General features: G+C 58.1%; 19 protein-coding genes. 9 read left to right on the top strand and 10 right to left on the bottom strand.

Annotated elements, in window-relative coordinates; genetic code table 11:
- Positions 1-283 precede the first annotated feature (283 nt).
- Entirely contained in the window at positions 284-1,132 is an 849-nt protein-coding gene (locus B2Q93_RS05310; RefSeq protein WP_046885822.1) for a dihydrodipicolinate synthase family protein, read from the top strand.
- An 84-nt stretch (positions 1,133-1,216) separates the two neighbouring features.
- Here the strand turns inward: B2Q93_RS05310 and lsrG are convergent, their stop codons facing one another.
- Genes lsrG through lsrA form a run of 6 tightly spaced genes read right to left on the bottom strand, consistent with a single transcriptional unit; the run spans position 1,217 to position 6,903 of the window.
- Entirely contained in the window at positions 1,217-1,510 is a 294-nt protein-coding gene (gene lsrG, locus B2Q93_RS05305) for a (4S)-4-hydroxy-5-phosphonooxypentane-2,3-dione isomerase (protein WP_022649458.1), read from the bottom strand.
- Positions 1,507-2,394, bottom strand: a complete 888-nt coding sequence (gene lsrF / locus B2Q93_RS05300) for a 3-hydroxy-5-phosphonooxypentane-2,4-dione thiolase (protein WP_046885821.1) — start codon at positions 2,392-2,394, stop codon at positions 1,507-1,509. The genes lsrG and lsrF overlap by 4 nt, the downstream gene beginning before the upstream one ends.
- Positions 2,395-2,405: 11 nt before the next feature.
- Complete coding sequence (gene lsrB, locus B2Q93_RS05295; protein ID WP_286932072.1) at positions 2,406-3,407, bottom strand: autoinducer 2 ABC transporter substrate-binding protein LsrB; 1,002 nt, start codon at positions 3,405-3,407, stop codon at positions 2,406-2,408.
- Positions 3,404-4,387, bottom strand: coding sequence for an autoinducer 2 ABC transporter permease LsrD (gene lsrD / locus B2Q93_RS05290; RefSeq protein WP_046885819.1), 984 nt, complete (start codon positions 4,385-4,387; stop codon positions 3,404-3,406). Before lsrD ends, lsrB begins: the two co-directional genes overlap by 4 nt.
- Positions 4,388-5,419 carry an autoinducer 2 ABC transporter permease LsrC gene (gene lsrC, locus B2Q93_RS05285; protein ID WP_040073945.1) on the bottom strand — a complete coding sequence of 344 codons (1,032 nt, stop codon included), beginning with the start codon at positions 5,417-5,419 and terminating at the stop codon, positions 4,388-4,390.
- Entirely contained in the window at positions 5,416-6,903 is a 1,488-nt protein-coding gene (gene lsrA / locus B2Q93_RS05280) for an autoinducer 2 ABC transporter ATP-binding protein LsrA (protein ID WP_046885866.1), read from the bottom strand. The genes lsrC and lsrA overlap by 4 nt, the downstream gene beginning before the upstream one ends.
- 215 nt (positions 6,904-7,118) lie before the next feature.
- Between lsrA and lsrR the strand changes: the two genes are divergently transcribed.
- From lsrR to B2Q93_RS05265, 3 genes are all read left to right on the top strand, one after another.
- Positions 7,119-8,090 (top strand): transcriptional regulator LsrR, encoded by a 972-nt coding sequence (gene lsrR, locus B2Q93_RS05275; RefSeq protein WP_040073944.1) that lies wholly within the window; start codon positions 7,119-7,121, stop codon positions 8,088-8,090.
- Between the two features lie 33 nt (positions 8,091-8,123).
- The gene (gene lsrK / locus B2Q93_RS05270; RefSeq protein WP_286932070.1) at positions 8,124-9,719 is read left to right on the top strand and encodes an autoinducer-2 kinase; all 1,596 of its coding nucleotides are present in this window, start codon (positions 8,124-8,126) and stop codon (positions 9,717-9,719) included.
- 199 nt (positions 9,720-9,918) lie between these two features.
- Positions 9,919-11,940 (top strand): NADPH-dependent 2,4-dienoyl-CoA reductase, encoded by a 2,022-nt coding sequence (locus B2Q93_RS05265; protein ID WP_286932068.1) that lies wholly within the window; start codon positions 9,919-9,921, stop codon positions 11,938-11,940.
- Between the two features lie 96 nt (positions 11,941-12,036).
- On the opposite strand, the gene rlmG is transcribed toward B2Q93_RS05265, so the two are convergent.
- The gene (rlmG, locus tag B2Q93_RS05260; protein WP_046885816.1) at positions 12,037-13,173 is read right to left on the bottom strand and encodes a 23S rRNA (guanine(1835)-N(2))-methyltransferase RlmG; all 1,137 of its coding nucleotides are present in this window, start codon (positions 13,171-13,173) and stop codon (positions 12,037-12,039) included.
- Between the two features lie 83 nt (positions 13,174-13,256).
- Here rlmG and B2Q93_RS05255 point away from each other — a divergent pair, with 83 nt between their 5' ends.
- The 4 genes from B2Q93_RS05255 (at position 13,257) to sstT (ending at position 17,556) form a co-directional block, all read left to right on the top strand.
- A complete protein-coding gene (locus B2Q93_RS05255) occupies positions 13,257-13,760 on the top strand; it encodes a YgjP-like metallopeptidase domain-containing protein (protein ID WP_046885815.1) in 504 nt (167 codons plus the stop codon).
- Between the two features lie 70 nt (positions 13,761-13,830).
- Positions 13,831-14,829 carry a Gfo/Idh/MocA family protein gene (locus B2Q93_RS05250; RefSeq protein WP_286932065.1) on the top strand — a complete coding sequence of 333 codons (999 nt, stop codon included), beginning with the start codon at positions 13,831-13,833 and terminating at the stop codon, positions 14,827-14,829.
- A gap of 252 nt (positions 14,830-15,081) precedes the next feature.
- The gene (locus B2Q93_RS05245; RefSeq protein WP_207292442.1) at positions 15,082-16,050 is read left to right on the top strand and encodes a TerC family protein; all 969 of its coding nucleotides are present in this window, start codon (positions 15,082-15,084) and stop codon (positions 16,048-16,050) included.
- A 264-nt stretch (positions 16,051-16,314) separates the two neighbouring features.
- Positions 16,315-17,556, top strand: a complete 1,242-nt coding sequence (gene sstT, locus B2Q93_RS05240; protein ID WP_046885812.1) for a serine/threonine transporter SstT — start codon at positions 16,315-16,317, stop codon at positions 17,554-17,556.
- 16 nt (positions 17,557-17,572) lie between these two features.
- On the opposite strand, the gene B2Q93_RS05235 is transcribed toward sstT, so the two are convergent.
- The 3 genes from B2Q93_RS05235 to uxaC form a co-directional block, all read right to left on the bottom strand.
- On the bottom strand, positions 17,573-18,127 hold the full coding sequence (locus tag B2Q93_RS05235; RefSeq protein WP_046885811.1) for a YgjV family protein: 555 nt from the start codon (positions 18,125-18,127) through the stop codon (positions 17,573-17,575).
- Positions 18,128-18,201: 74 nt separating this feature from the next.
- Positions 18,202-19,689 (bottom strand): UxaA family hydrolase, encoded by a 1,488-nt coding sequence (locus B2Q93_RS05230; RefSeq protein WP_046885810.1) that lies wholly within the window; start codon positions 19,687-19,689, stop codon positions 18,202-18,204.
- Between the two features lie 17 nt (positions 19,690-19,706).
- Entirely contained in the window at positions 19,707-21,119 is a 1,413-nt protein-coding gene (uxaC, locus tag B2Q93_RS05225) for a glucuronate isomerase (RefSeq protein WP_046885809.1), read from the bottom strand.
- A 475-nt stretch (positions 21,120-21,594) separates the two neighbouring features.
- Between uxaC and B2Q93_RS05220 the strand changes: the two genes are divergently transcribed.
- Complete coding sequence (locus B2Q93_RS05220) at positions 21,595-22,893, top strand: MFS transporter (RefSeq protein ID WP_046885808.1); 1,299 nt, start codon at positions 21,595-21,597, stop codon at positions 22,891-22,893.
- Positions 22,894-22,993: the final 100 nt, after the last annotated feature.

Raw genomic sequence — 22,993 nt, 5'->3', positions numbered from 1 at the left:
TTTTCCGCTACGTCAGAACCTTTTTAAGGGTAAACCGCCGCACATTTCCCCTTTACTGACCCCGCTCTGTTTTTGCCAACGCCTGGCTTACCGGGACGATATTCGCTTCCGGCCTGGTCAATACCTTGTCTTTATCCTTGTTGGGTCACAACCATGGTATAAAACCGTCAACAGAGGTTACGCCGTCAGTAGCCTCGCATCTTGCCGTGATGGCCCCTGCTTTATTTTTTTAACGCGATGACGACGGCTCAGGTTCACCGCTGGCGCTTTAAGAGGAGAGACGATGTTTCACGGATTAAGTGCATTTCCGTTGACCCCCCTGAAAGAGGGAAAGATCGACGAGCAGGCTTTCACAACCCTTCTGCGCACACTGGTGGATGCGGGCGTAGATTCGCTGGGTATTCTTGGTTCCACGGGCAGCTACGCGTACCTTACCGTTGCAGAACGGGCCCAGGTAACACGCTGTGCGGTTGAGCATGCGGGCCGCATCCCTGTGATGGTGAGCATCGGCGCACTTCGGCTGGACGATATTCTGCGTCTGGCCGACGACGCGCAGGCGGCCGGGGCGGCTGGCGTGCTAATGGCCCCGGTCTCGTACCAGCGGCTGACGGCGGAGGAGGTCTATTCGCTGTACGAGCGGGTTACCCGCCAGCTCTCCGTTCCGCTGTGCGTTTACGATAACCCGGCCACCACCGGCTTTACATTTAGCGATGAGCTGATGTTTGCCGTGGCGGCGCTACCGAACATCGGCTCCGTGAAATTTGGCCGCGTGCCGGAGGATATCGCGCAGGTACGCTCGCGCCTTCCGGACAACGTTACCATGGGCATCAGCGGTGACTGGCAGGCAGCACCAGCCCTGCAGGCCGGGTTCGACGTCTGGTACTCGGTTATCGCAGGCGTGTTCCCACAGACCGCGCTGGCGATTGCGCGTTCAAAAGAGACGACGCAATCTGAACGGCTTGAGCCGCTGTGGGCGCTGTTCCGCCGTTATGGCAGCCTGCGCGTCATGGCGGCCGCAGCCGAGATGATGGGAAAAGTCACGGTGCCCGCACTGCCGTTTCCCCTGCAGGCGATCCAGGGCGAGCCGCGTGAAGCGCTGGCGAGACTGATTGTCAGCCTTGAGCTGGCCTGAACCACCCGCTGGTGCTCCGCGTACCCGGCAAGCGGGATTTACACTCCACAGGCCCGGTCCGCGTTGCGCCACCGGGCAAGACCGTTATTCCGGCAACAACCCGACAAAACAGCGTTTTTTACGCGGCTCCGACATCAGTTCCTCGAGCTTATCCACGCAGGCCAGATAGTGCGGCGTCTGCTTATGCGCTAATACTGCCTCTTCGTCTTTGTAGGCTTCATAGATAAAGAACCGGGTTTTCACCCGCGGATCCTGCAGTACATCAAAGCGCAGATTGCCCGGCTCCTGAATCGCCCCTTCATGATTGGCGCGAAACACCTCCAGAAACTCATCTACCCGTTCGGGTTTGATATTGATCTCTACCAGCGTCACATTCATTTTGCTTCTCCCTGTTTCTCTTCCTGCCAGAACTGGAACGCGTCCCGCGCGCCCATGTTCTCGTGGACCACTTTTTTCACCGCCTTCAGCATGGCGAGCGGCGCGCTGGACTGGAAGATATTGCGCCCCATGTCCACGCCGGATGCCCCCTGGTCGATGGCGCGCCAGCACATCTCCAGCGCCTCGTTTTCCGGCAGCTTCTTGCCCCCGGCGATGACAATCGGCACCGGGCAGCTGGCGGTCACTTTCTCAAAGCCCTCGTCGACATAATAGGTCTTAACGAACTGCGCCCCCATCTCGGCGGCGATGCGGCTGGCGAGCGAGAAATAGCGGGCGTCGCGCGTCATCTCTTTGCCCACCCCCGTTACCGCCAGCGTCGGCATGCCATAGCGCCCGCCCGCGTCCACCAGCTTGATGATGTTGTTGATGGACTGGTGCTCAAATTCACTGCCGATATAGACCTGCGCCGCTACCGCGCAGACGTTCAGGCGCAGCGCGTCCTCCATCGCGACCGCCACGCACTCGTTGGAAAGCTCGCCCAGAATCGAATTCCCCCCGGAGGCGCGCAGCACCACCGGTTTGTTGGTGGCCGCGGGCACCTGGCTTCGCAAAATGCCGCGGGTGCACATCAGCACGTCGGTCTCGCCAAACAGCGGGGCAATGGAGAGATCGATACGTTCAAGGCCGGTGGTTGGCCCCTGGAAGTAGCCGTGGTCAAAAGCCAGCATTACCGTGCGGTTGCTTTGCGGGTTGAAGATGCGTGAAAGCCGGGACTGCATGCCCCAGTCCAGCGAACCGCAGCCCTTCAGGGTGTAAGGTACGTTGACCTGCGGCGTACCGATACCAAAATCCTTGCCGTCTTTGATGTCGTCTAAATCAGCCATGTTCTCCCCCGTCAGAAGTCGTACTTATCAATGTTCTCTTTGGTGAACACCACCCGCTCCGGCAGCAGCACGATGCCATTGCCCTTCGCCTCATACTGGTAGCCCTGCACGCTGTTCGGCTCAACCTTCAGCGTCCCAATGTCTTTAATCTCTACGCTGTCGCCAACGTTAACATCGCCCGTTTTCAACATATGATCGGCGACGTTGACCGCAATTTTGCCCTGCTGCACCACATCCCACAGCCCAAAGGCTTTTACCGTGCCGCGCTCAACGTAGGGGCGCATTACGTTCGGCGTACTAAACCCGACGATCGCGACCCCTTCCCGCTTCAGGTTTTCTGCCGCCTGCGCTGCCGCCGGCAGGGCGTTAGCGTCCGGGGCGATGATCGCATCCAGATCCGGATAGGCTTTTAAGATCCCTTCGGCGGTTTGCAGGGATTTGGTGGCGTCGTTATAGCCAAACTGGGTGGTGACGACCTGCCATTGAGGATGGTCCTTCTCGATTTTGGCTTTCGCCTCTTTGACCCACTGGTTCTGGTCGGTGACGGTCGGGCTGGAGTAGAAGAAGGCGACTTTGGCATTCGGTTTGGTGACCTGCTTGCCGGCCATTTCTACCAGCAGGCCGCCCAGCTGTTCCGGTGTGCCCTGGTTGATGTAAATGCTGCGGCACTCCGGTTTGGTGTCGGAATCCCAGGTCAGCACCTTCACGCCGCGCTGCATCGCGCGCTTCAGCGCCGGGCAGAGACCGTCCGGCGACACGGCGGAGACGATAATGGCGTTGTACCCCTGGTTGACGAAGTTGTTGATCAACTGCACCTGGCCGGAGACGCTTGGCTCGGTCGGGCCATCGTAGGTCACATCCACGCCGAGATCTTTACCCGCCTCTTTCGCGCCGTTACCGCCGCTGGTAAAGAAGCCGACACCCACCAGTTTCGGGATAAAGGCGATGCGGTCTGCCGCCTGCGCCGAGGCGAAGCTGAGGGCCATCGCCAGCACTATCAGTTTTGTTTTCATCGTACGCTCCGGGTAGTTTTCAGGAAGATATTGCGCACCCATTCACGGTGCAGACTCAGCGAACGTCCCATCACCACCACAACCAGTAGCGCCCCTGATAGCGCGCTCGACACCTGGTTGGGGATGCCGACCATCTGTAACCCCTGTTGCAGGTAGCCCACCAGCAACGCCGCCAGCGCCGTACCCACAATCGAACCTGACCCGCCGTAGATATTCGCCCCGCCGAGCACGGCGGCGGTGAGGGCCGGCATCAGTAAATCGCGCCCGAGATCCGAACGCGCCGAACCGAAATAAGAGACCATCACCAGGGCGGCAATCGCCGCAGCCACGCCCACCAGACCATACAGCGCGTAAGGCATGCCGTTTACCGACAGCGCCGCATAGCGTGCCGCACGGGGGTTCTGGCCGATCAGGAACAGATGCCGGCCAAAGCGTCCGCGATGGGTGATCAGCCAGAAGAAAAGAGTTACGACGGCGAAGAGCACCAGCGGGATCGGCACGCCGAAGAGCGTCAGGTTAGCGAAGGCGGTAAAGCTCTCCGGGAAGCCGCCAATCCCCTCATAGCCGGTCGCCCCCGCCATGCCAGAGAGCAGCAGCGCCCCGCCGCCGTAGAGGTAGAGCGTGCCGAGAGTAATGACCAGCGGGCTGATACCGGTGTAGTGAATCAGCGCGGCGTTGAGCAATCCGCACAGCAGACCGAGCAGCAGCGTCATCGGAATGGCGACGGCCATTGGCCATCCCGCCTGCGTCATCACCCCCAGCGCAATGGCGCACAGGCCGATAGTCGACCCCAGCGAAATATCAATCCCACCGCTGACGATCACCAGCGTCAGAGGCAGCGCCACAATGCCGATGCAGATAAAGTCGCTGGTGCTGAACAGCAGCATGTTGATATCGAGCATCCGCGGGTTAATGGCGCCAAAGAGCAGGATCTCCAGCACCAGCAAGATCAGCAGCGCGCTTTCCCAGTTAAGCTTCATTTACGCCACCTCTTTTTTGCGTTTTGGAAAGGGGGTGACGTGTTTTCCCCCTTTGTTGCCCGGCTGGAAACGGCTGTATTTCAGCGCCCGCTGATGTCGTGCCAGCGCCTGACGCAAGCGCCCGTCGAGCACCAGCACCCCCAGCAGCACCAGCCCGGCGATAAAGTCGTTCCACCAGGCCGGGAGCCTGAACAGCACCAGCACGGTGTCAATTTGGGTCAGGAAGAAGGCGCCGAGCAGCGCGCCAATTAGCGTGCCCGTCCCGCCCAGCAGCGAAATTCCGCCAAGTACGCAGGCGGCGATCGCTTTCATCTCCAGTCCGCTGCCGGTCTGGTTTGGCACAAAGCCGATCTGCGCGGCAAAGATAATGCCCGCACAGGCCGCCAGCATGCCGTTCAGAGTAAAAGCGAGCATGCGGGTGCGGTTTACCGCCACGCCCAGCTGGCGTGCGGCGGCGAGGTTGTCGCCCACCGCATAAAAATCACGCCCGAAAGCGGTGCGCGACAGGATCCACGCCCCCACGGCGGCGATAAACAGCACCACAAAGCCCAACGGTGAAATCCCGAGGGCGACCGGCGCTGAGAGGCCTTTCAGGGCCGGTGGCAGCCCTTCTATCCACTTCCCACCGGTCCAGAGCAGCATGCCACCGCGATAGAGCCCCAGCGTGCCGAGGGTGGCCACAATCGCCGGGATACGCAGCCCCACCACCAGCAGCCCATTAAACGCACCGGCCAGCGCGCCTATCATCAGCGCAAAGAGCATAGAGACCGGCAGGCTATAGCCGTTATTAAGCGCCACGCCTACAGCAATGGCGCAGAGGCCGACGGTCGATCCCACTGAAACATCAATATTACGGGTCAGCATCACCAGCGCCGCGCCGATCGCCAGCAGGATCAGGATCTGCGCGCTGGCGAAGATCATTCCCAGCGTCTGTAGACTTAAATAGGTCGGATTCAGTGCCACCAGTACGGCAAACAGAGCGAGGATCGCCAGTAAGGCGCTCAGTTCACGGTTCTTTAATAAGGTCTTCATGCCTGGCCTCCGAACGCCAATGCCATCATGCGATCGAGGCTGACCGCCTGGCGGGGCAACTCGCCGCTGAGCCTCCCCTGGTACATCACCAACACGCGATCCGCCAGACCGGGAAACTCATCCAGATCGCTTGAGATCATCAGCACCGCCACGTTTTGCGCCGCCACGCTCTTAAGCAGCTGATAGATATCGGCGCGCGCCGAGACGTCTACACCGCGCGTAGGTTCATCGACGATCAACAGCAGTGGATTGGCCTCCAGACAGCGTGCCAGCAGGACCTTCTGTTGATTACCGCCGGAGAGGGTGCGCACGGTTTGATCTGCATGGTTGAGTTTGATCCCCAGCGCCCGGTGATAACGCTCCACCACCGCAGATTCCCGCTTGCGCTGTTGCCAGACAGAGGGCTCGTTCAGCGCCACGGTGTTCCAGCGGATCGGTGCATCCAGAAACAGGCCCGATACCTGCCTGTCTTCCGGCAGGTAGACCAGCCCCTTCCCGAGGCGGGCCGAAACGGTATCGTGGCCGATCTCCTGATTCTCCAGCCAGACGCGCCCTCCGCGTGCCGGACGCAGGCCATAGAGGGTTTCCGCAAACTCCGTGCGCCCGGATCCCACCAGCCCGGCGAGGCCGACAATCTCGCCGGCGTAAATTTCCAGGCTGAGATCGATAAACCCCTCCCCGGTGAGATCGTCCACCCGCAGGACCGGGAAATCCTGCGCCTGGGTACGGCGGTTTCCCGGCAGGGCCAGCCACAGTTTTTGTGTATCGCTTAAGCTGCGATCCCGGCTGACCGGGGTCATGGCAGCGATCAGCGCATTGTCATCCAGCTGCGCGGTTTCGCCGCTGAGTACCACCGCGCCGTCACGCATCACCGACACGTGGCTGGCGAGCGCGCGGATCTCCGGCAGCTTATGAGAGATAAAAACAATGCCGACCCCCAGCGCCTGGAGCGCGCGGATCTGGCGGAACAGGCGCTCGGTTTCCCCGGGCGTGAGCGATGCGGTAGGTTCATCAAGGATCAGGATCTGCGCCTCGCGCATTAACCCGCGGAGGATCTCCACCATCTGCTGATCTGCCACCTCCAAAGTACTGGCGGCCGCGTCGAGATTTAGCTGGCACTGCAGCTGCTGGAGCTTATCGGTCAGGCGTGTATTAAGGTCGTTGCCGCGCGGCAGGCGGAAAAGAATGTTTTCGCGCACCGTGAGATTGGGAAACAGCATCGGCTCCTGCGGCACCAGATAGATGCCAAGCCCGTGCGCCTGACCGGGCTTAAGACGCGCAAATGCGTGACCGGCCACAGAGAGTTCACCGCGATCGGGCGTCTCAACCCCGGCAATGATCTTCATTAGCGTCGATTTTCCCGCACCATTACCGCCCATTAACGCATGCACCTGGCCTGACAGCAGTGTGAAATCAATGCCTTTCAACACCGGAACGCCAGAGAACTGCTTATGGATATCGCGTGCCTCTAAGAGTGTTTTCATCATCACGCCGCCATTGAACAAAAGATTTTTAGATTTAATAATGTTCAAAAGCGTAGACCCTGAACTATATTTACAACCGTGCAGGGATCACAGTTTTATGGTTTGAGATCCAGAGATTAGCCAAACAAATTAAAAGATCCGTTTTGTCGCGTGGCTCACATTTTCGCGGCGCAACATCACGAACATATGATCTAAATTTTTATAAGAGTTCATCTATGAGCGAGAAACGCATTGTCGAAGAGAGCCGGTTTGCCGGACTGGCGCTGTCAGAGGAAGAGCTGGTGGCTCGCGTGGCCTGGTGTTACTACCACGACGGCCTGACCCAGAACGACATAGGCGAACGGTTAGGCCTGCCGCGCCTGAAGATCTCCCGCCTGCTGGAGAAGGGGCGTCAGTCGGGGGTGATCCGCGTACAGATTAACTCGCGCTACGAGGGGTGCCTGGCTCTGGAAACCGAGCTGCAACAGCGTTTTGGCCTGAAGCTGGCCCGCGTGTTACCGGCCCTGAATACCCCAGCGATGAGCGTACGCCTGGGCATTGGTGCCGCCCAGTCGTTAATGGGCGTACTGGAACCCGGGCAGCTGCTGGCAGTGGGATTTGGTGAAACCACCATGAGCTGCATCCAGCACTTAAGCGGTTTTATTGGTTCACAGCAGGTACGGCTGGTGACCCTTTCGGGCGGCGTCGGGCCCTATATGACCGGTATTGGCCAGCTGGATGCGGCCTGTAGCGTAAGCATGATCCCCGCCCCGCTGCGCGTGTCGTCAGCATCCGTTGCCGGGATCTTAAAGCGTGAAGCCAGCGTAAGGGATGTGATCCTCGCCGCCACGGCCGCCGATGCAGCCGTAGTCGGTATCGGATCGGTGAACCAGCGTCGCGATGCCACGATTTTACGCTCCGGCTACATCAGCGAGGGAGAACAGTTGATGTTCGCCCGTAAGGGCGCCGTGGGGGACATCCTCGGTTACTTCCTTAACGCCGGCGGCGAGCGGGTTGAGGATCTGGAGATTCATCAGGAGTTACTCGGCGTGACCCTCGAAGAGCTGGCGCAACTGCCCACTATCGTTGGTGTGGCCGGTGGCGAAGAGAAAGCCGATGCGATTTATGCCGCACTGAAAGGTCGCCGTATCAATGGCCTGGTGACGGAAGAGACCACAGCCCGCGCGGTGCTGGCCCTGGCAAAATAGGGGCGTAGCTCGTGCAAACCACGAGGCATGCTCATGAGTTACCTTTTAGCGTTAGATGCAGGGACAGGCAGCGTTCGCGCCGTGATTTTCGATCTACAAGGCAACCAGATTGCCGTCGGCCAGGCTGAGTGGAAACACCTGAGCGTGGAGAATGTGCCTGGGTCGATGGAGTTTGACCTCGATACCAACTGGCGGCTGGCTTGCCAGTGCATTCAGCAGGCGCTGACGCGCGCGCATCTGAACGCGGCGGATATTCAGTCCGTCGCCTGCTGCTCGATGCGCGAAGGGATTGTGCTGTATGACCGCAACGGCGAGGCCATCTGGGCCTGTGCCAACGTCGATGCCCGCGCCAGCCGCGAGGTAGCCGAACTTAAAGAGATCCACGATTACCGTTTCGAATCCGAGGTGTATGACGTTTCCGGCCAGACCCTGGCCCTCAGCGCCATGCCGCGCCTGCTGTGGCTGGCGCACCATCGCCCGGATATCTATCGCAAAGCCGCCACCATCACCATGATCAGCGACTGGCTGGCGGCAAAACTCTCCGGCGAGCTGGCGGTCGATCCGTCCAACGCGGGGACCACGGGCATGTTAGATCTCTTCTCCCGCGACTGGCGTCCGGCGCTGCTCGACATGGCCGGGCTGCGCGCCGATATTCTCTCTCCGGTGAAAGAGACGGGGACCGTGCTGGGGGCCATCACCCGCGAAGCCGCGCAACAGAGCGGCCTGCGCGAAGGCACGCCGGTAGTGATGGGGGGCGGCGACGTACAGCTGGGTTGCCTGGGATTAGGGGTTGTGCGCGCCGGGCAAACGGCGGTATTAGGCGGCACTTTCTGGCAGCAGGTGGTAAACCTGCCGCAAGTGAGAACCGATCCTGATATGAATATTCGCGTTAACCCGCACGTCATCCCCGGTATGGCCCAGGCGGAGTCGATCAGCTTCTTTACCGGGCTGACCATGCGCTGGTTCCGCGATGCCTTTTGCGCGGAAGAGAAGCTCATTGCCGAGCGGATGGGAGTAGATACCTACAGCCTGCTGGAAGAGATGGCGAGCCGCGTGCCGGCGGGATCCCACGGTGTGATGCCGATCTTCTCCGATGCGATGCACTTTAAGCAGTGGTATCACGCAGCACCGTCGTTTATCAATCTCTCCATCGACCCGGAAAAGTGCAACAAAGCCACGCTATTCCGCGCGCTGGAAGAGAACGCGGCGATTGTCTCCGCCTGCAACCTGACGCAAATTTCGCACTTTTCCGGGGTGACGTTTGACAGCCTGGTCTTTGCGGGCGGCGGAGCGAAAGGCGCCTTATGGAGCCAGATTTTAAGTGACGTCACTGGCCTGCCGGTGCGCGTGCCAGAGGTAAAAGAGGCGACGGCGCTCGGCTGTGCAATTGCGGCGGGTACTGGTGCCGGGCTGTTTGCGGATATGGCCTCAACGGGGGAGCGGCTGGTGAAATGGAGCCGCGAATTTACGCCGAACCCGGAACACCGGGAGCTGTACGACGGCATGATGCAGAAATGGCGGGCGGTATACGCGGATCAGCTTGGGCTGGTGGATAGCGGGTTGACCACGTCAATGTGGCAGGCGCCTGGGCTGGTGCGGGTATCCCCCTCACCCCGGCCCTCTCCCTGAGGGAGAGGGAGTAAAAGTCCCCCGCACTGGGTGTGTAAGTCCCCTCTCCCCGTGGGAGAGGGTTAGGGTGAGGGCATCAGGCCGCACAATATTTGAATCCCATCACAATCACCGCATTCCCCTTTTCCCTTTTACTCTCCGCTGGCTAAATTAGTAACTCATCCGACCACATAACAATAAATTAACACTGGAAGAGAGTATGAGCCGCTACCCGTCGTTATTCGCCCCGCTCGACCTGGGGTTCACCACCCTCAAAAACCGTGTACTGATGGGATCGATGCACACCGGTCTGGAGGAGCGTCCGGACGGCGCTGAGCGCCTGGCGGCTTTCTACGCCGAGCGCGCCCGCCATGGCGTGGCGCTGATTGTGACCGGCGGCGTGGCCCCCGCCCTTTCTGGCGTCACGATGGAGGGCGGCGCGGTACTGAATGACGCCAGCCAGCTTCCCCATCACCGCCTCGTGACCGACGCCGTCCATCGTGAGGGAGGCAAAATCGCGCTGCAGATCCTGCATACCGGCCGTTACAGCTATCAGCCGCATCTGGTGGCGCCCTCTGCCATTCAGGCACCGATTAACCGCTTCAAACCGCAGGCGCTCAGTCACGATCAGATCCTGGCGCTGATTGACGACTTCGCCCGTTGCGCCGCACTGGCACGGGAAGCAGGATATGATGGCGTAGAGGTCATGGGGTCGGAAGGCTACCTGATAAACGAGTTTCTCGCCGCCCGCACCAACCAGCGCGACGACGAATGGGGCGGCGATTATGCCCGCCGCATGCGTTTTGCCGTCGAGGTGGTGCGCGCCGTACGGGAACGGGCGGGTGCAGATTTTATTATCGTCTACCGTCTCTCGATGCTCGACCTGGTGGAGGGCGGCGGCACCTTCGACGAAACCGTCCAGCTGGCCCAGGCAATAGAGGCCGCCGGAGCCACGATCATCAACACCGGCATCGGCTGGCACGAGGCGCGCATCCCGACTATCGCTACCCCGGTACCGCGCGCCGCGTTCAGTTGGGTGACGCGTAAGCTGAAAGGCAAAGTCTCTATTCCGCTGGTGACCACCAACCGTATTAACGATCCGCAGGTGGCGGACGATGTGCTTTCACGCGGTGATGCCGATATGGTCTCCATGGCGCGCCCGTTCCTCGCCGATGCGGAGATCCTTTCTAAAGCGCAGAGCGGACGCGCAGATGAGATCAACACCTGCATCGGCTGTAACCAGGCCTGTCTGGATCAGATCTTTGTGGGCAAAGTCACCTCCTGCCTGGTCAACCCGCGCGCCTGCCACGAAACCAAACTGCCGGTGATCCCGGCGATCGTTAAAAAGCGTCTCGCCGTGGTCGGTGCAGGGCCGGCAGGGTTAGCGTTTGCGGTAAATGCCGCCGCTCGAGGGCACAGCGTCACGCTGTTTGACGCGGCGGCCGAGATTGGCGGGCAGTTTAATATCGCCAAACAGATCCCCGGCAAAGAGGAGTTTTACGAGACGCTGCGCTACTACCGCCGGATGATCGAGGTCACGGGCGTCGATCTGCAGCTCAACCAGAGAGTGAATGCGCCCGATCTGATCGGTTTCGACGAGGTGATCCTCGCCAGCGGGATTGCCCCGCGTACCCCGGCGATCGCGGGTATCGATCATCCGAAGGTGCTGAGCTATCTCGACGTGCTACGCGATAAAGTGCCGGTGGGCGAAAAGGTGGCGATTATCGGCTGCGGCGGAATCGGCTTTGATACCGCCATGTACCTGAGTCAGCCAGGGGAGGCCACCAGCCAGAACATTGCCGAATTTTGTGTGGAATGGGGAATCGATACCAGCCTGAACCAGTCCGGTGGGTTACGCCCGGAAGGGCCGCAACTGCCGCGAAGCCCGCGCCAGATTGTGATGCTGCAGCGTAAAGCCAGCAAACCGGGTGAAGGGCTGGGTAAAACCACGGGCTGGATCCACCGCGCCACCCTGCTCTCACGGGGGGTGAAGATGATCCCGGCGGTGAGTTACCAGAAGATCGACGACGACGGTCTGCATGTGACGATCGGCGGAGAGTCGCAGCTGCTGGCGGTGGATCAGGTGATTTTATGTGCCGGGCAGGAGCCGAAACGCGATCTGGCAGATCCGCTGCGCGATGCCGGCAAAACGGTGCATCTGATTGGTGGATGTGATGTGGCGATGGAGCTGGATGCCCGACGGGCGATTGCGCAGGGGACGATGCTGGCATTAAGCATTTAATTTTTCCCCTCACCCCGGCCCTCTCCCCACAGGGGCGAGGGTGTATTCGTCCCCTCTCCCCCGTGGGGAGAGGGTTAGGGTGAGGGGGTAATCATCTTACCGACGACGTCCCAGCTTAACCGCTTTCAGCACCACAAACTTATTGTTCGTCGCGATGGTGACGCAGTTACCGAAAATCTTCTTCAGCTTGTGGAAGTAGTCCAGGTGGCGGTTCGCCACGATGTACAGCTCGCCGTTAATTTTCAGGCAGCGGCGGGCATGGTGGAACATCTCCCACGCAACGTTATCCGTCAGGGCGTGCTTCTGGTGGAACGGCGGGTTACAGAAGACGGCGTTGAAGCGGAAAGGCTCCACGCCCGACAGCGCGTTGTTGATCATAAACTCGCAGCGATCCAGCGCGTCCGGCATGTTGGTTTCGACGTTCAGACGGCTTGATGCCACCGCCATTGGCGACTCATCGCTAAACACCACGCTGGCGTCCGGGTTCTTCGCCAGCAGCGTCAGGCCAATCACGCCGTTACCACAGCCCAGGTCTACAATCTCCCCTTCGAGGTTCTCCGGCAGGTGCTCCATAAAGAAACGCGCCCCAATATCCAGCCCGGTGCGGGAGAAGACGTTCGCATGGTTGTGGATGGTCCAGTCGGTACCTTCCAGCTTCCAGCTCAGGGTTTCGGGTGCGTCAGCCAGTTCCGGTGCGCTGAAGGTACAGTTGATCAGGCGCGCTTTTTTCCAGGCCAGCGTGGTGGTGGTTGGGCCGAGCACTTTCTCGAACAGTTCCAGCGTCGAGGTGTGGATATCGCGCGCCTTGGCACCGGCGATGATACGCGTTTGCGGGGTGACAACCTTACGCAGCGCGCGCAGCTGCTGCTCCAGCAGCGCCATGGTTTTTGGCACTTTAATCAGCACCACGCCCGGCGCCTGCGGGTAGTCCGCGGTGCTGTCGAGGAACTTCACGCTGCCTTCATCGATATCGTTATGGCGCAGGTTCTCACGCGTTGCCAGTTCGCTCAGGTAAGAGTCGCCGATGCTGTAGGGCGTGTGCTCTGCCAGCGCGCAGGCCAGCGCGCCAAAGGCGTCATTCAGGATCAGAACCGGGCCGCTGATTTCAGTGTCATCCAACTGCTGCAGCAGATACTCATCCGCCGCTTCCCACGCCTGAAGCGGGTTAACGTCATCCGTTTCCGGGAAACGTTTAAGGTTGAGTGAACGGAAACCGTTGTCTAAGTGGCTCATCGGCCCTCCTGAATGGTAAAATTTGGCGTATCCCTGAAAAGGGTGCGTGAGTATACCCGTTTTATTGTCGATTTGGGGCGTTGATGAACCAACTTACTTATCTCCAGGGCTACCCGGAGAACTTACTGACTCAGGTTCGCAGCCTGATTGCCGAGCAAAAGCTGGGCGCGGTGCTGGAAAAACGCTACCCCGGCACGCACGATTTCGCGACCGATAAGGCGCTCTGGCAGTATACGCAGGATCTGAAAAACCGGTATCTGAAGAGCGCGCCGCCGATCAATAAGGTGATGTACGACAACAAGATCCACGTCCTGAAAAACGCCCTTGGCCTGCATACCGCCATCTCCCGCGTGCAGGGCGGTAAGCTAAAAGCCAAAGCCGAGATCCGCGTAGCGACGGTGTTTCGCAACGCCCCCGAGGCGTTTTTGCGAATGATCGTGGTGCATGAGCTGGCGCACCTGAAAGAGAAAGAGCACGACAAAGCGTTCTACTCCCTGTGCTGCCATATGGAACCGCAATACCACCAGCTGGAGTTTGATACCCGGTTATGGCTTACGCATTTATCGTTAAAAGGTAATGCGGAATAGCGCACTCATTTTGTCACGCGGCCGTGCTACAGTGGCTAAAGGTTCCCAGCTACGGAGTACGTAAACGTTTATGATACGTTTCGCAGTCATTGGAACGAACTGGATCACCCGTCAGTTCGTTGACGCCGCCCACGAGACCGGCAAATTCAAACTCACCGCAGTCTTTTCCCGTAGCCTTGAACAGGCCCAGACTTTTGCCGGTGATTATCTCGTCGAACACCTGTTTACCTCTCTGGAAGAGATGGCTCAAAGCGATGCCATTGATGCTGTCTATATCGCCAGCCCAAACTCTCTGCACTTTACGCAAACGGCACTGTTCCTCAGCCATAAAAAACATGTCATTTGCGAAAAGCCGCTGGCCTCGAATATTCAGGAAGTAGAAGCCGCCATTGCGCTTGCCCGCGAAAACCAGGTGGTGCTGTTCGAAGCCTTCAAAACCGCCAGCCTGCCAAATTTCCTGCTGTTGCAGCAGTCCCTGCCGAAAATTGGCAAGGTGCGTAAAGCCTTTATCAACTACTGCCAGTATTCGTCGCGCTATCAGCGCTATCTTGACGGCGAAAACCCAAACACCTTTAATCCGGCTTTCTCTAACGGCTCGATTATGGATATTGGGTTCTACTGCCTCGCCAGTGCCGTGGCGCTATGGGGCGAACCGCACGGTGTAACCGCCACCGCCAGTCTGCTGGAGAGCGGCGTCGATGCCCACGGGTTAGTAGTACTGGATTACGGTGATTTCAGCGTCACGCTGCAACACTCCAAAGTGAGTGATTCGGTGCTGCCAAGCGAAATTCAGGGCGAAAACGGCTCGCTGGTGATTGAAAAAATCTCTGAGTGCCAGAAACTGAGCTTCGTGCCGCGCGGCGGCAAAGCGCAGGAGCTGACGCAGCCTCAGCATATTAACACTATGCTTTATGAGGCAGAGGTATTCGCGCGACTGGTTGAAGACAACGAAGTGAATCACCCGGGCCTCGCGGTCAGCCGCACCACGGCGAAACTGCAGACGGAAATCCGCCGACAGACCGGTGTGGTCTTCCCCGCTGACGGTCTGGGCGCTGAAGTCACCGCGTAAAGCTATGTAATAAAGTCTGGCGGGAGATTGACGAAATCATTGACCTGACATATTTTGTTACGTGCAAAGGGGAGTAACTTCCTTGCCGGTGGATCGTCATTACGATGCGTGCAAAACCGCATCCGGTCGCCGGGCAACCTTCATGGTTGTAAGTGAGACCTTGCCGAAAGGCGAGGTCTATGCATAAAAAGCTAACGGCTATCGTCTTTCGACCATAGCCGTTTTTGTTTTTTATGTGCGAGGAAAAAAATTATGCACTCTGTCGGCACTCCAATGTTGTGGGGCGGATTCGCGGTTGTCGTGCTCATCATGCTGGCGATAGACCTCTTTTTGCAGGGTCGTCGCGGCGAACACGGCATGACCATGAAGCAAGCCGCCGCCTGGTCCCTGGTGTGGGTCACCCTCTCTCTGCTCTTCTGCGCCGCTTTCTGGTGGTACCTGGCGACAACCCAGGGCCGCGCTGTCGCCGATCCGCAGGCGCTCGCCTTCCTCACCGGTTATCTGATTGAAAAAGCGCTGGCGGTGGATAACGTCTTCGTCTGGCTGATGCTGTTCAGTTACTTCGCGGTACCGGCGGCGTTGCAGCGCCGGGTGCTGGTTTACGGAGTACTGGGTGCCATTGTCCTGCGTACCATCATGATCTTCGCCGGTAGCTGGCTGATTACGCAGTTCGAATGGCTGCTGTATGTCTTTGGCGCGTTCCTGCTCTTCACCGGGGTCAAAATGGCGCTGGCGAAAGAGGACGAAACCGGCATCGGCGAAAAGCCGATGGTCAAGTGGCTTCGCGGCCATCTGCGCATGACCGATACCATCGAGAGCGAGCACTTCTTTGTGCGCAAAAATGGCCTGCTGTTTGCCACGCCGCTGCTGCTGGTGCTGATTCTGGTTGAGCTGAGTGATGTGATATTCGCGGTGGACAGCATTCCGGCGATCTTCGCGGTGACCACCGACCCGTTCATCGTCCTGACCTCAAACCTGTTTGCGATTCTGGGCCTGCGTGCCATGTACTTCCTGCTGGCGGGCGTCGCGGAGCGCTTCTCAATGCTGAAGTATGGCCTGTCGGTTATCCTGGTCTTTATCGGTATTAAGATGCTGATTGTCGACTTCTATCATATTCCGATCGCCATCTCGCTGGGCATAGTGTTTGGCATTCTGGCGCTGACCTTAATCATCAACGCCTGGGTGAACCATCAGAACGATAAAAAGCAGCAGACGCAGTAAGGTCGGATATCGCCTCCTGACGCGTTAAATTCGACTGAAAACGGTAACCTCCGGGTTGCCGTTTTTTTTGGATATTGCTCTGCTCCGCAAAAATGTAAACAGACAGTTAAAAAACATGACGCAGTGCGTAAATTCCAGCATTTTGCGCTTCCCCCTTACCGCACATTCTTTATACTCAACCAGGCAAACATTTAGTTACATCCAGACATAAGCGTGACTGAGATCACGGCCAGGATGGAACGCAATTTCACTTTAGGAATTTCTATGACGACACAATCTTCGGGTCTGCTTCAACGCCTCGTGCATGGCAGCCTGGTAAAACAAATACTGGTGGGCCTGGTGCTGGGTATCTTGCTGGCGCTGGTCTCTAAATCTGCGGCAATTGCCACCGGTCTGCTCGGTACACTGTTTGTTGGCGCGCTGAAAGCGGTGGCGCCGGTGCTGGTGTTAATGCTGGTGATGGCCTCTATTGCTAATCACCAGCACGGCCAGAAAACCAACATCCGCCCTATCCTGTTCCTTTACCTGTTAGGCACATTTTCTGCTGCGCTGACGGCGGTCATTTTTAGCTTCCTCTTCCCTTCAACGCTGCATCTGACCAGCGCTGCGGGAGACATTACCCCACCATCCGGCATCGTTGAGGTGCTGCGTGGCCTGCTGATGAGCATGGTCTCTAACCCGGTGGATGCCCTGCTGAATGCGAACTATATCGGCATCCTGGTGTGGGCAATTGGCCTGGGCTTCGCGCTGCGTCACGGTAACGAAACGACGAAAAACCTGGTCAACGATATGTCCAATGCCGTGACCTTTATGGTGAAAATCGTGATTCGCTTCGCCCCTATCGGTATCTTCGGCCTGGTCTCTTCCACGTTAGCAACCACCGGCTTCGACACCCTGTGGGGCTATGCCCAGTTGCTGATGGTATTGATTGGCTGCATGCTGCTGGTTGCGCTGGTGATTAACCCGCTGCTGGTCTTCTGGCAAATCCGTCGTAATCCGTACCCGCTGGTACTGATGTGCCTGCGCGAAAGCGGTGTATACGCCTTCTTTACCCGCAGCTCCGCAGCGAACATTCCGGTGAATATGGCTCTGGCCGAGAAGCTGAACCTGGATCGCGATACCTATTCGGTGTCGATTCCGTTAGGCGCAACCGTGAATATGGCCGGCGCGGCGATTACCATTACCGTACTGACTCTGGCGGCCGTACATACGCTGGGTATTCCGGTTGACCTGCCAACGGCGCTGCTGTTGAGCGTGGTGGCTTCACTGTGCGCCTGTGGCGCATCCGGCGTGGCGGGCGGCTCGCTGCTGCTGATCCCACTGGCGTGTAATATGTTTGGCATTCCAAACGAGATCGCCATGCAGGTGGTGGCGGTGGGCTTCATTATCGGCGTATTGCAGGACTCTTGCGAAACGGCGCTGAATTCATCGACTGATGTACTGTTCACCGCAGCAGCCTGCCAGGCAGAAGATGCGCGTCTGGCGAAAAACGCCCTGCGCAGTTAACACTCAAGCCCTTCCGTCAACGGACGGAGGGGCGCTCTTCCCGCAAGTCTTTCTCTACTTTAAACGGATCGATCCCCCTGCGCTGCATGCGCCAGAAACGGATGATGTTCAGCCCGTTCATGACCAGAAAACTCCCTTCGATTAAGGTCCCGCCAATCGACCCCAACCAGAAGTTATGAATCACCCAACAGAGCGTGGAGCACCAGATAATGCAGCGCATCGTCAGCCCTTTGCTGCGAAACAGCGCCCAGGTGCTAACGATGGTGCTGGCAACCGGCAGCAACTCCATGGGGTGATGGAATTTAGCCAGCCCGATGCCGCCCGTCAGGACAATAAACACCGTCATCACCCACAGACTGCGGGTGCGCAGGGTAATAAGCGTGCGCACGGTATTGAGCATGGCGCTGGAGCCAGCCGGAAAGGCTCCCATCAGAAAGAAATGGATGCCAATAACGGCGCTGTAGAGGGAGAGCTGAATTTTGAATTTCCGCTCGTCGCGGTTGAGGAAGGTGGTAATGCCGATCAGAAAGGCGAGGACACCAACGCCCTGGGCAAGCCAATACGCGGTCATGAAAGTTTCCTGTGGTCAGGCAAAAAGAAACGGCGCTTCCTTAAGAAACGCCGCTTTAATTCGATCCCTGTGATTTACAACGTCACGCCGCTTTTGAAGATCGCCAGCTCACGGAAGTCGTTTTTCTCGTTACAGGTAGATTTGCCGTTTGCAATATCAACAATCAGATCAACAAACTCATCCAGCACCTGGGGCATCCCTTTGCCGTGGATCAGCTGGCCTGCGTCGAAATCGATCCAGTGCTTCTTCTTCGCCGCCAGCTCGCTGTTGGTGGCAATTTTCACCGTAGGGACAAAGCCGCCGTACGGCGTACCGCGCCCGGTACTGAACAGCACCATATGACAGCCTGCTCCCGCCAGGGCGCTGGTGGCGACCGCGTCGTTGCCCGGCGCGCTCAGCAAGTTCAGGCCGTGCGTCTTCAGGCGTTCGCCGTAGCGCAGCACATCAACCACCTGGCTGGCCCCAGCTTTCTGCGTACAGCCGAGGGATTTCTCCTCCAGAGTGGTGATCCCGCCCGCTTTGTTGCCCGGCGACGGGTTTTCATAGATGGGCTGGTTGTGGGCGATAAAGTACTGTTTGAAGTCGTTGACCATGGTCACGGTCTTTTCAAAGGTCGCTTCATCGCGGCAGTGGCTCATCAGAATACGCTCTGCGCCGAACATCTCCGGCACTTCAGTCAGCACGGTGGTGCCGCCGTTGCCAATCACGTAATCAGAGAAACGTCCCAGCATCGGGTTAGCGGTGATGCCGGACAGACCGTCAGAACCGCCGCACTCGAGGCCGAATTTTAGCTCGCTCAGCTTACCTGGCTCGCGTTTATCGTGGCGCATCGCCTCATACAGCTGGTGCAGCTGCTCAAGCCCCGCTTCCACTTCATCGTCCTGATGCTGACAGACCATAAAGTGCACGCGATCGGGATCATACTCCCCCAGGGTCTCGCGGAAGGCATCCACCTGATTGTTTTCACAGCCGAGACCTACCACCAGCACTGCACCGGCATTCGGGTGACGCACCATATTTTGCAGCATGGTCCGGGTATTAATGTGGTCGTCGCCCAGCTGCGAGCAGCCGTAGGTATGGCTAAACAGGTGAACGCCGTCGATACCTTCGGCGTTGTTCGTCTCTTTCAGGAAACGGTTCTGCATCTGACGGGCCATGGCGTTCACGCAGCCGACGGTCGGCAGGATCCACAGCTCGTTGCGGATCCCCACCTCACCGCTGGCGCGGCGGTAGATCTCCACGTCGCGATCCGCGGCCTGCTGCTCCCCGGCCTGGAAATCGGGTTGATAGCTGTACTCGTCCAGATCGCTCAGATTGGTGCGGGTATTGTGGGAGTGAATGAATTCACCCGGCGCAATGTCTGCCAGCGCATGGCCGATAGGCAGGCCGTATTTGACGACATTCTCCCCTTTGGCAATCAGGCGCAGGGCAAACTTATGTCCGCGCGAAACAGCCTGACGAAGCGTGACGCTCTGGTTATCAAAAGTCACTTCCGTGCCTTCGGCCAGATCCGCCAGCGCTACCGCAACGTTATCCAGCGAATGGATCTTGATGTATTGCATATCAACCCCTAACGGCCTTAGTTCAGTTCAATGGCGAAGTAGTCACGCGCATTGTTAAAGCAGATATTTTTCACCATTTCGCCCAGCAGCTGGATATCTGCCGGTGCTTCGCCCGCGGCGACCCAGCGGCCGATCATCTGGCAGAGAATGCGGCGGAAATATTCATGGCGTGTATAAGACAGGAAGCTACGACTATCGGTCAGCATCCCGACGAAGCGGCTTAACAGACCCAGCTGCGCCAGCTGCGTCATCTGACGCTCCATGCCGTCTTTCTGATCGTTGAACCACCAGCCGGAGCCAAACTGCATCTTGCCTGGCATCCCTTCGCCCTGGAAGTTACCGATCATGGTGCCCAGCACTTCGTTATCGCGTGGGTTCAGGCAGTAGAGGATGGTTTTTGGCAGCAGGTTCTCTTCGTTTTGCTTGCTCAGCAGTTTAGAGAGCTCTTCCGCCAGCGGGCGGTCGTTAATGGAGTCAAAGCCCACGTCCGGTCCCAGCAGTTTGAACTGACGCAGGTTGTTATTACGCAGCGCGCCAATGTGGTACTGCTGAACCCAGCCGCGACGGGCATATTCCGCGCCCAGCCAGACCAGTACGGCGGTTTTAAACTGCGCCACTTCGTGTTCGCTTAAGGTTTCACCTGCCAGGCGACGGGCCAGAATGCTGTCCAGCTCGGCTTCACTGGCATCGGCAAACAGCACCACGTCCAGCGCATGGTCAGACACTTTACAGCCGTGCGCCGCGAAGTGATCCAGACGTTTTGTCAGAGCCGTTTGCAGGTCGGTAAAGCGACGAATCTCGGTATCAGAGACGTCGCCAAGCTTCGCCATGTAATCGTTAAAGGTGGCCAATTCAATATTGAAGGCTTTATCCGGGCGCCAGCTTGGCAGCACTTTCACATCAAAGCTGCTGTCTTGTGCAACGATGGCGTGGTGCTCCAGTGAGTCAATCGGATCGTCGGTGGTGCCGACCATCTTCACGTTCATCTGCTTCATGATGCCGCGGGCAGAGAATTTGTCCTGCGCCAGCAGCGCGTTGCACTCATCCCAGATCTCGTCTGCCGTGGTCGGGGACAGCAGTTTGCCCGTGATACCAAACGGACGACGCAACTCCAGGTGCGTCCAGTGGTACAGCGGGTTACCGATGGTGTGCGGCACGGTTGCCGCCCAGGCATCAAATTTCTCGCGGTCTGACGCATCACCGGTGCAGAGGCGCTCGGCTACGCCGTTGGTGCGCATGGCGCGCCACTTGTAATGGTCACCTTTCAGCCAGATGTCATACAGGTTTTTGAAGCGATAATTTTCGGCAACCTGCTGCGGCGGCAGATGGCAGTGGTAGTCGAAAATCGGCTGGTCTTTTGCATAGTCATGATACAGGCGGCGGGCAAATTCGGTATCTAACAGGAAATCGTCGGTCATAAACGCGGTCATATCGTCATCCTCATTACGAGTGCGTCAGAAAGCTTATGTTCAGATGCTGCAAAGTTATCACACCAATTTCCAGAGCCAGAAGATTTTTTCGTGAGTTAGATCAATAAACGCCCACAAAAAAATTACCTCCAAAGGGGCAGAGGCCGCTGGAAGCCGCGCCAGCACTGGCTTAGCTCGCCGCAAATAATGACCTTACAAAGATTCACACTTTTGTGATGTCACTCACCTTTTAAAGTTGTATGACAAGTTATCTTCTCGCCGTCGCAATTTATAAGCCGACGGAATGATTTACCGGTTTCTATCACAACCGGAATACACGGTACGGATACCGACTTATGCACGATTCACTTATGGCAAGGTTCGGGCCGTTCCGGGAGACACTCCCGGTTACGCCCTCCCGTTAAAGAAGCCGCTCAGGTTTACCGAGAGAGGCGCTGCGCCAGAGCGCAGATATAACATAACGATGAGGTTTTACATGCGTAAAATTAAAGGGTTACGTTGGTACATGATCGCACTGGTGACGCTTGGCACCGTGCTGGGCTACCTGACGCGTAACACTGTGGCGGCTGCGGCGCCAACGTTAATGGAAGAGCTGCACATTTCGACCCAGCAATACTCTTACATCATCGCCGCTTACTCTGCGGCATACACCATCATGCAGCCCGTTGCCGGCTATGTGCTGGATATTCTCGGCACCAAAATTGGCTACGCCTTCTTCGCCGTCACCTGGGCAGTATTCTGCGGCGCGACCGCGCTGGCGGGCAGTTGGGGTGGACTGGCGCTGGCACGTGGCGCAGTAGGTGCTGCAGAAGCCGCTATGATCCCGGCCGGCCTGAAAGCCAGCTCTGAATGGTTCCCGGCGAAAGAGCGCTCCATCGCCGTTGGCTATTTCAACGTGGGTTCTTCTATTGGTGCGATGATTGCCCCGCCGCTGGTGGTATGGGCTATCGTGATGCACAGCTGGCAGATGGCATTCATCATCTCTGGCGTGCTGAGCTTTGCATGGGCAATGGCGTGGCTGGTCTTCTATAAACACCCGCGCGATCAGAAAAAACTCTCTGAAGAAGAACGTGAATACATCATTGGTGGCCAGGAAGCACAGCACCAGACCAACAACGGTAAAAAGATGTCTGTCTGGCAGATTCTGGGCACCCGTCAATTCTGGGGTATCGCCCTGCCACGCTTCCTGGCAGAACCGGCCTGGGGTACCTTCAACGCCTGGATCCCGCTGTTCATGTTTAAAGTTTACGGCTTTAACCTGAAAGAGATCGCCATGTTTGCCTGGATGCCAATGCTGTTTGCTGACCTGGGCTGCATCGTAGGGGGTTACCTGCCGCCACTGTTCCAGCGCTGGTTTGGTGTTAACCTGATTGTGTCACGTAAGATGGTTGTGACCATGGGCGCACTGCTGATGATTGGCCCAGGCATGATCGGCCTCTTCACCAGCCCGTACGTGGCGATTGGCCTGCTGTGCATCGGTGGTTTTGCTCACCAGTCTCTGTCTGGCGCGCTGATTACCCTCTCTTCCGACGTCTTTGGGCGTAACGAAGTGGCAACCGCCAACGGCCTGACCGGTATGGCAGCCTGGACCGCCAGCACCCTGTTTGCACTGGTTGTGGGCGCACTGGCAGATACTATCGGCTTTAGCCCGCTGTTCGCGGTACTGGCGGTGTTCGACGTGCTGGGGGCCATCGTTATCTGGACGGTACTGAAAAACCAGTCTGCCGAGGAGCTGGCAAAGAGCACCATAGGCGGCCCCGCCGCCCAGAGTTAGCGAAGAAAAGTGTGAACTAAAGCCGCCTGTCAGGGCGGCTTTTTTGATAGCGAAATCTGGTGGGGGTTTAGCAAAAGTGGTATAACAAATATCATCTGCC

Origin of the sequence: Leclercia sp. UBA5958 (genome assembly GCF_002430365.1) — a bacterium.
Taxonomy (GTDB): Bacteria; Pseudomonadota; Gammaproteobacteria; order Enterobacterales; family Enterobacteriaceae; genus Enterobacter; species Enterobacter pneumoniae.
Note: the sequence above shows the minus strand (reverse complement) of the source record. Positions and strands in the feature narration are given on the sequence as shown.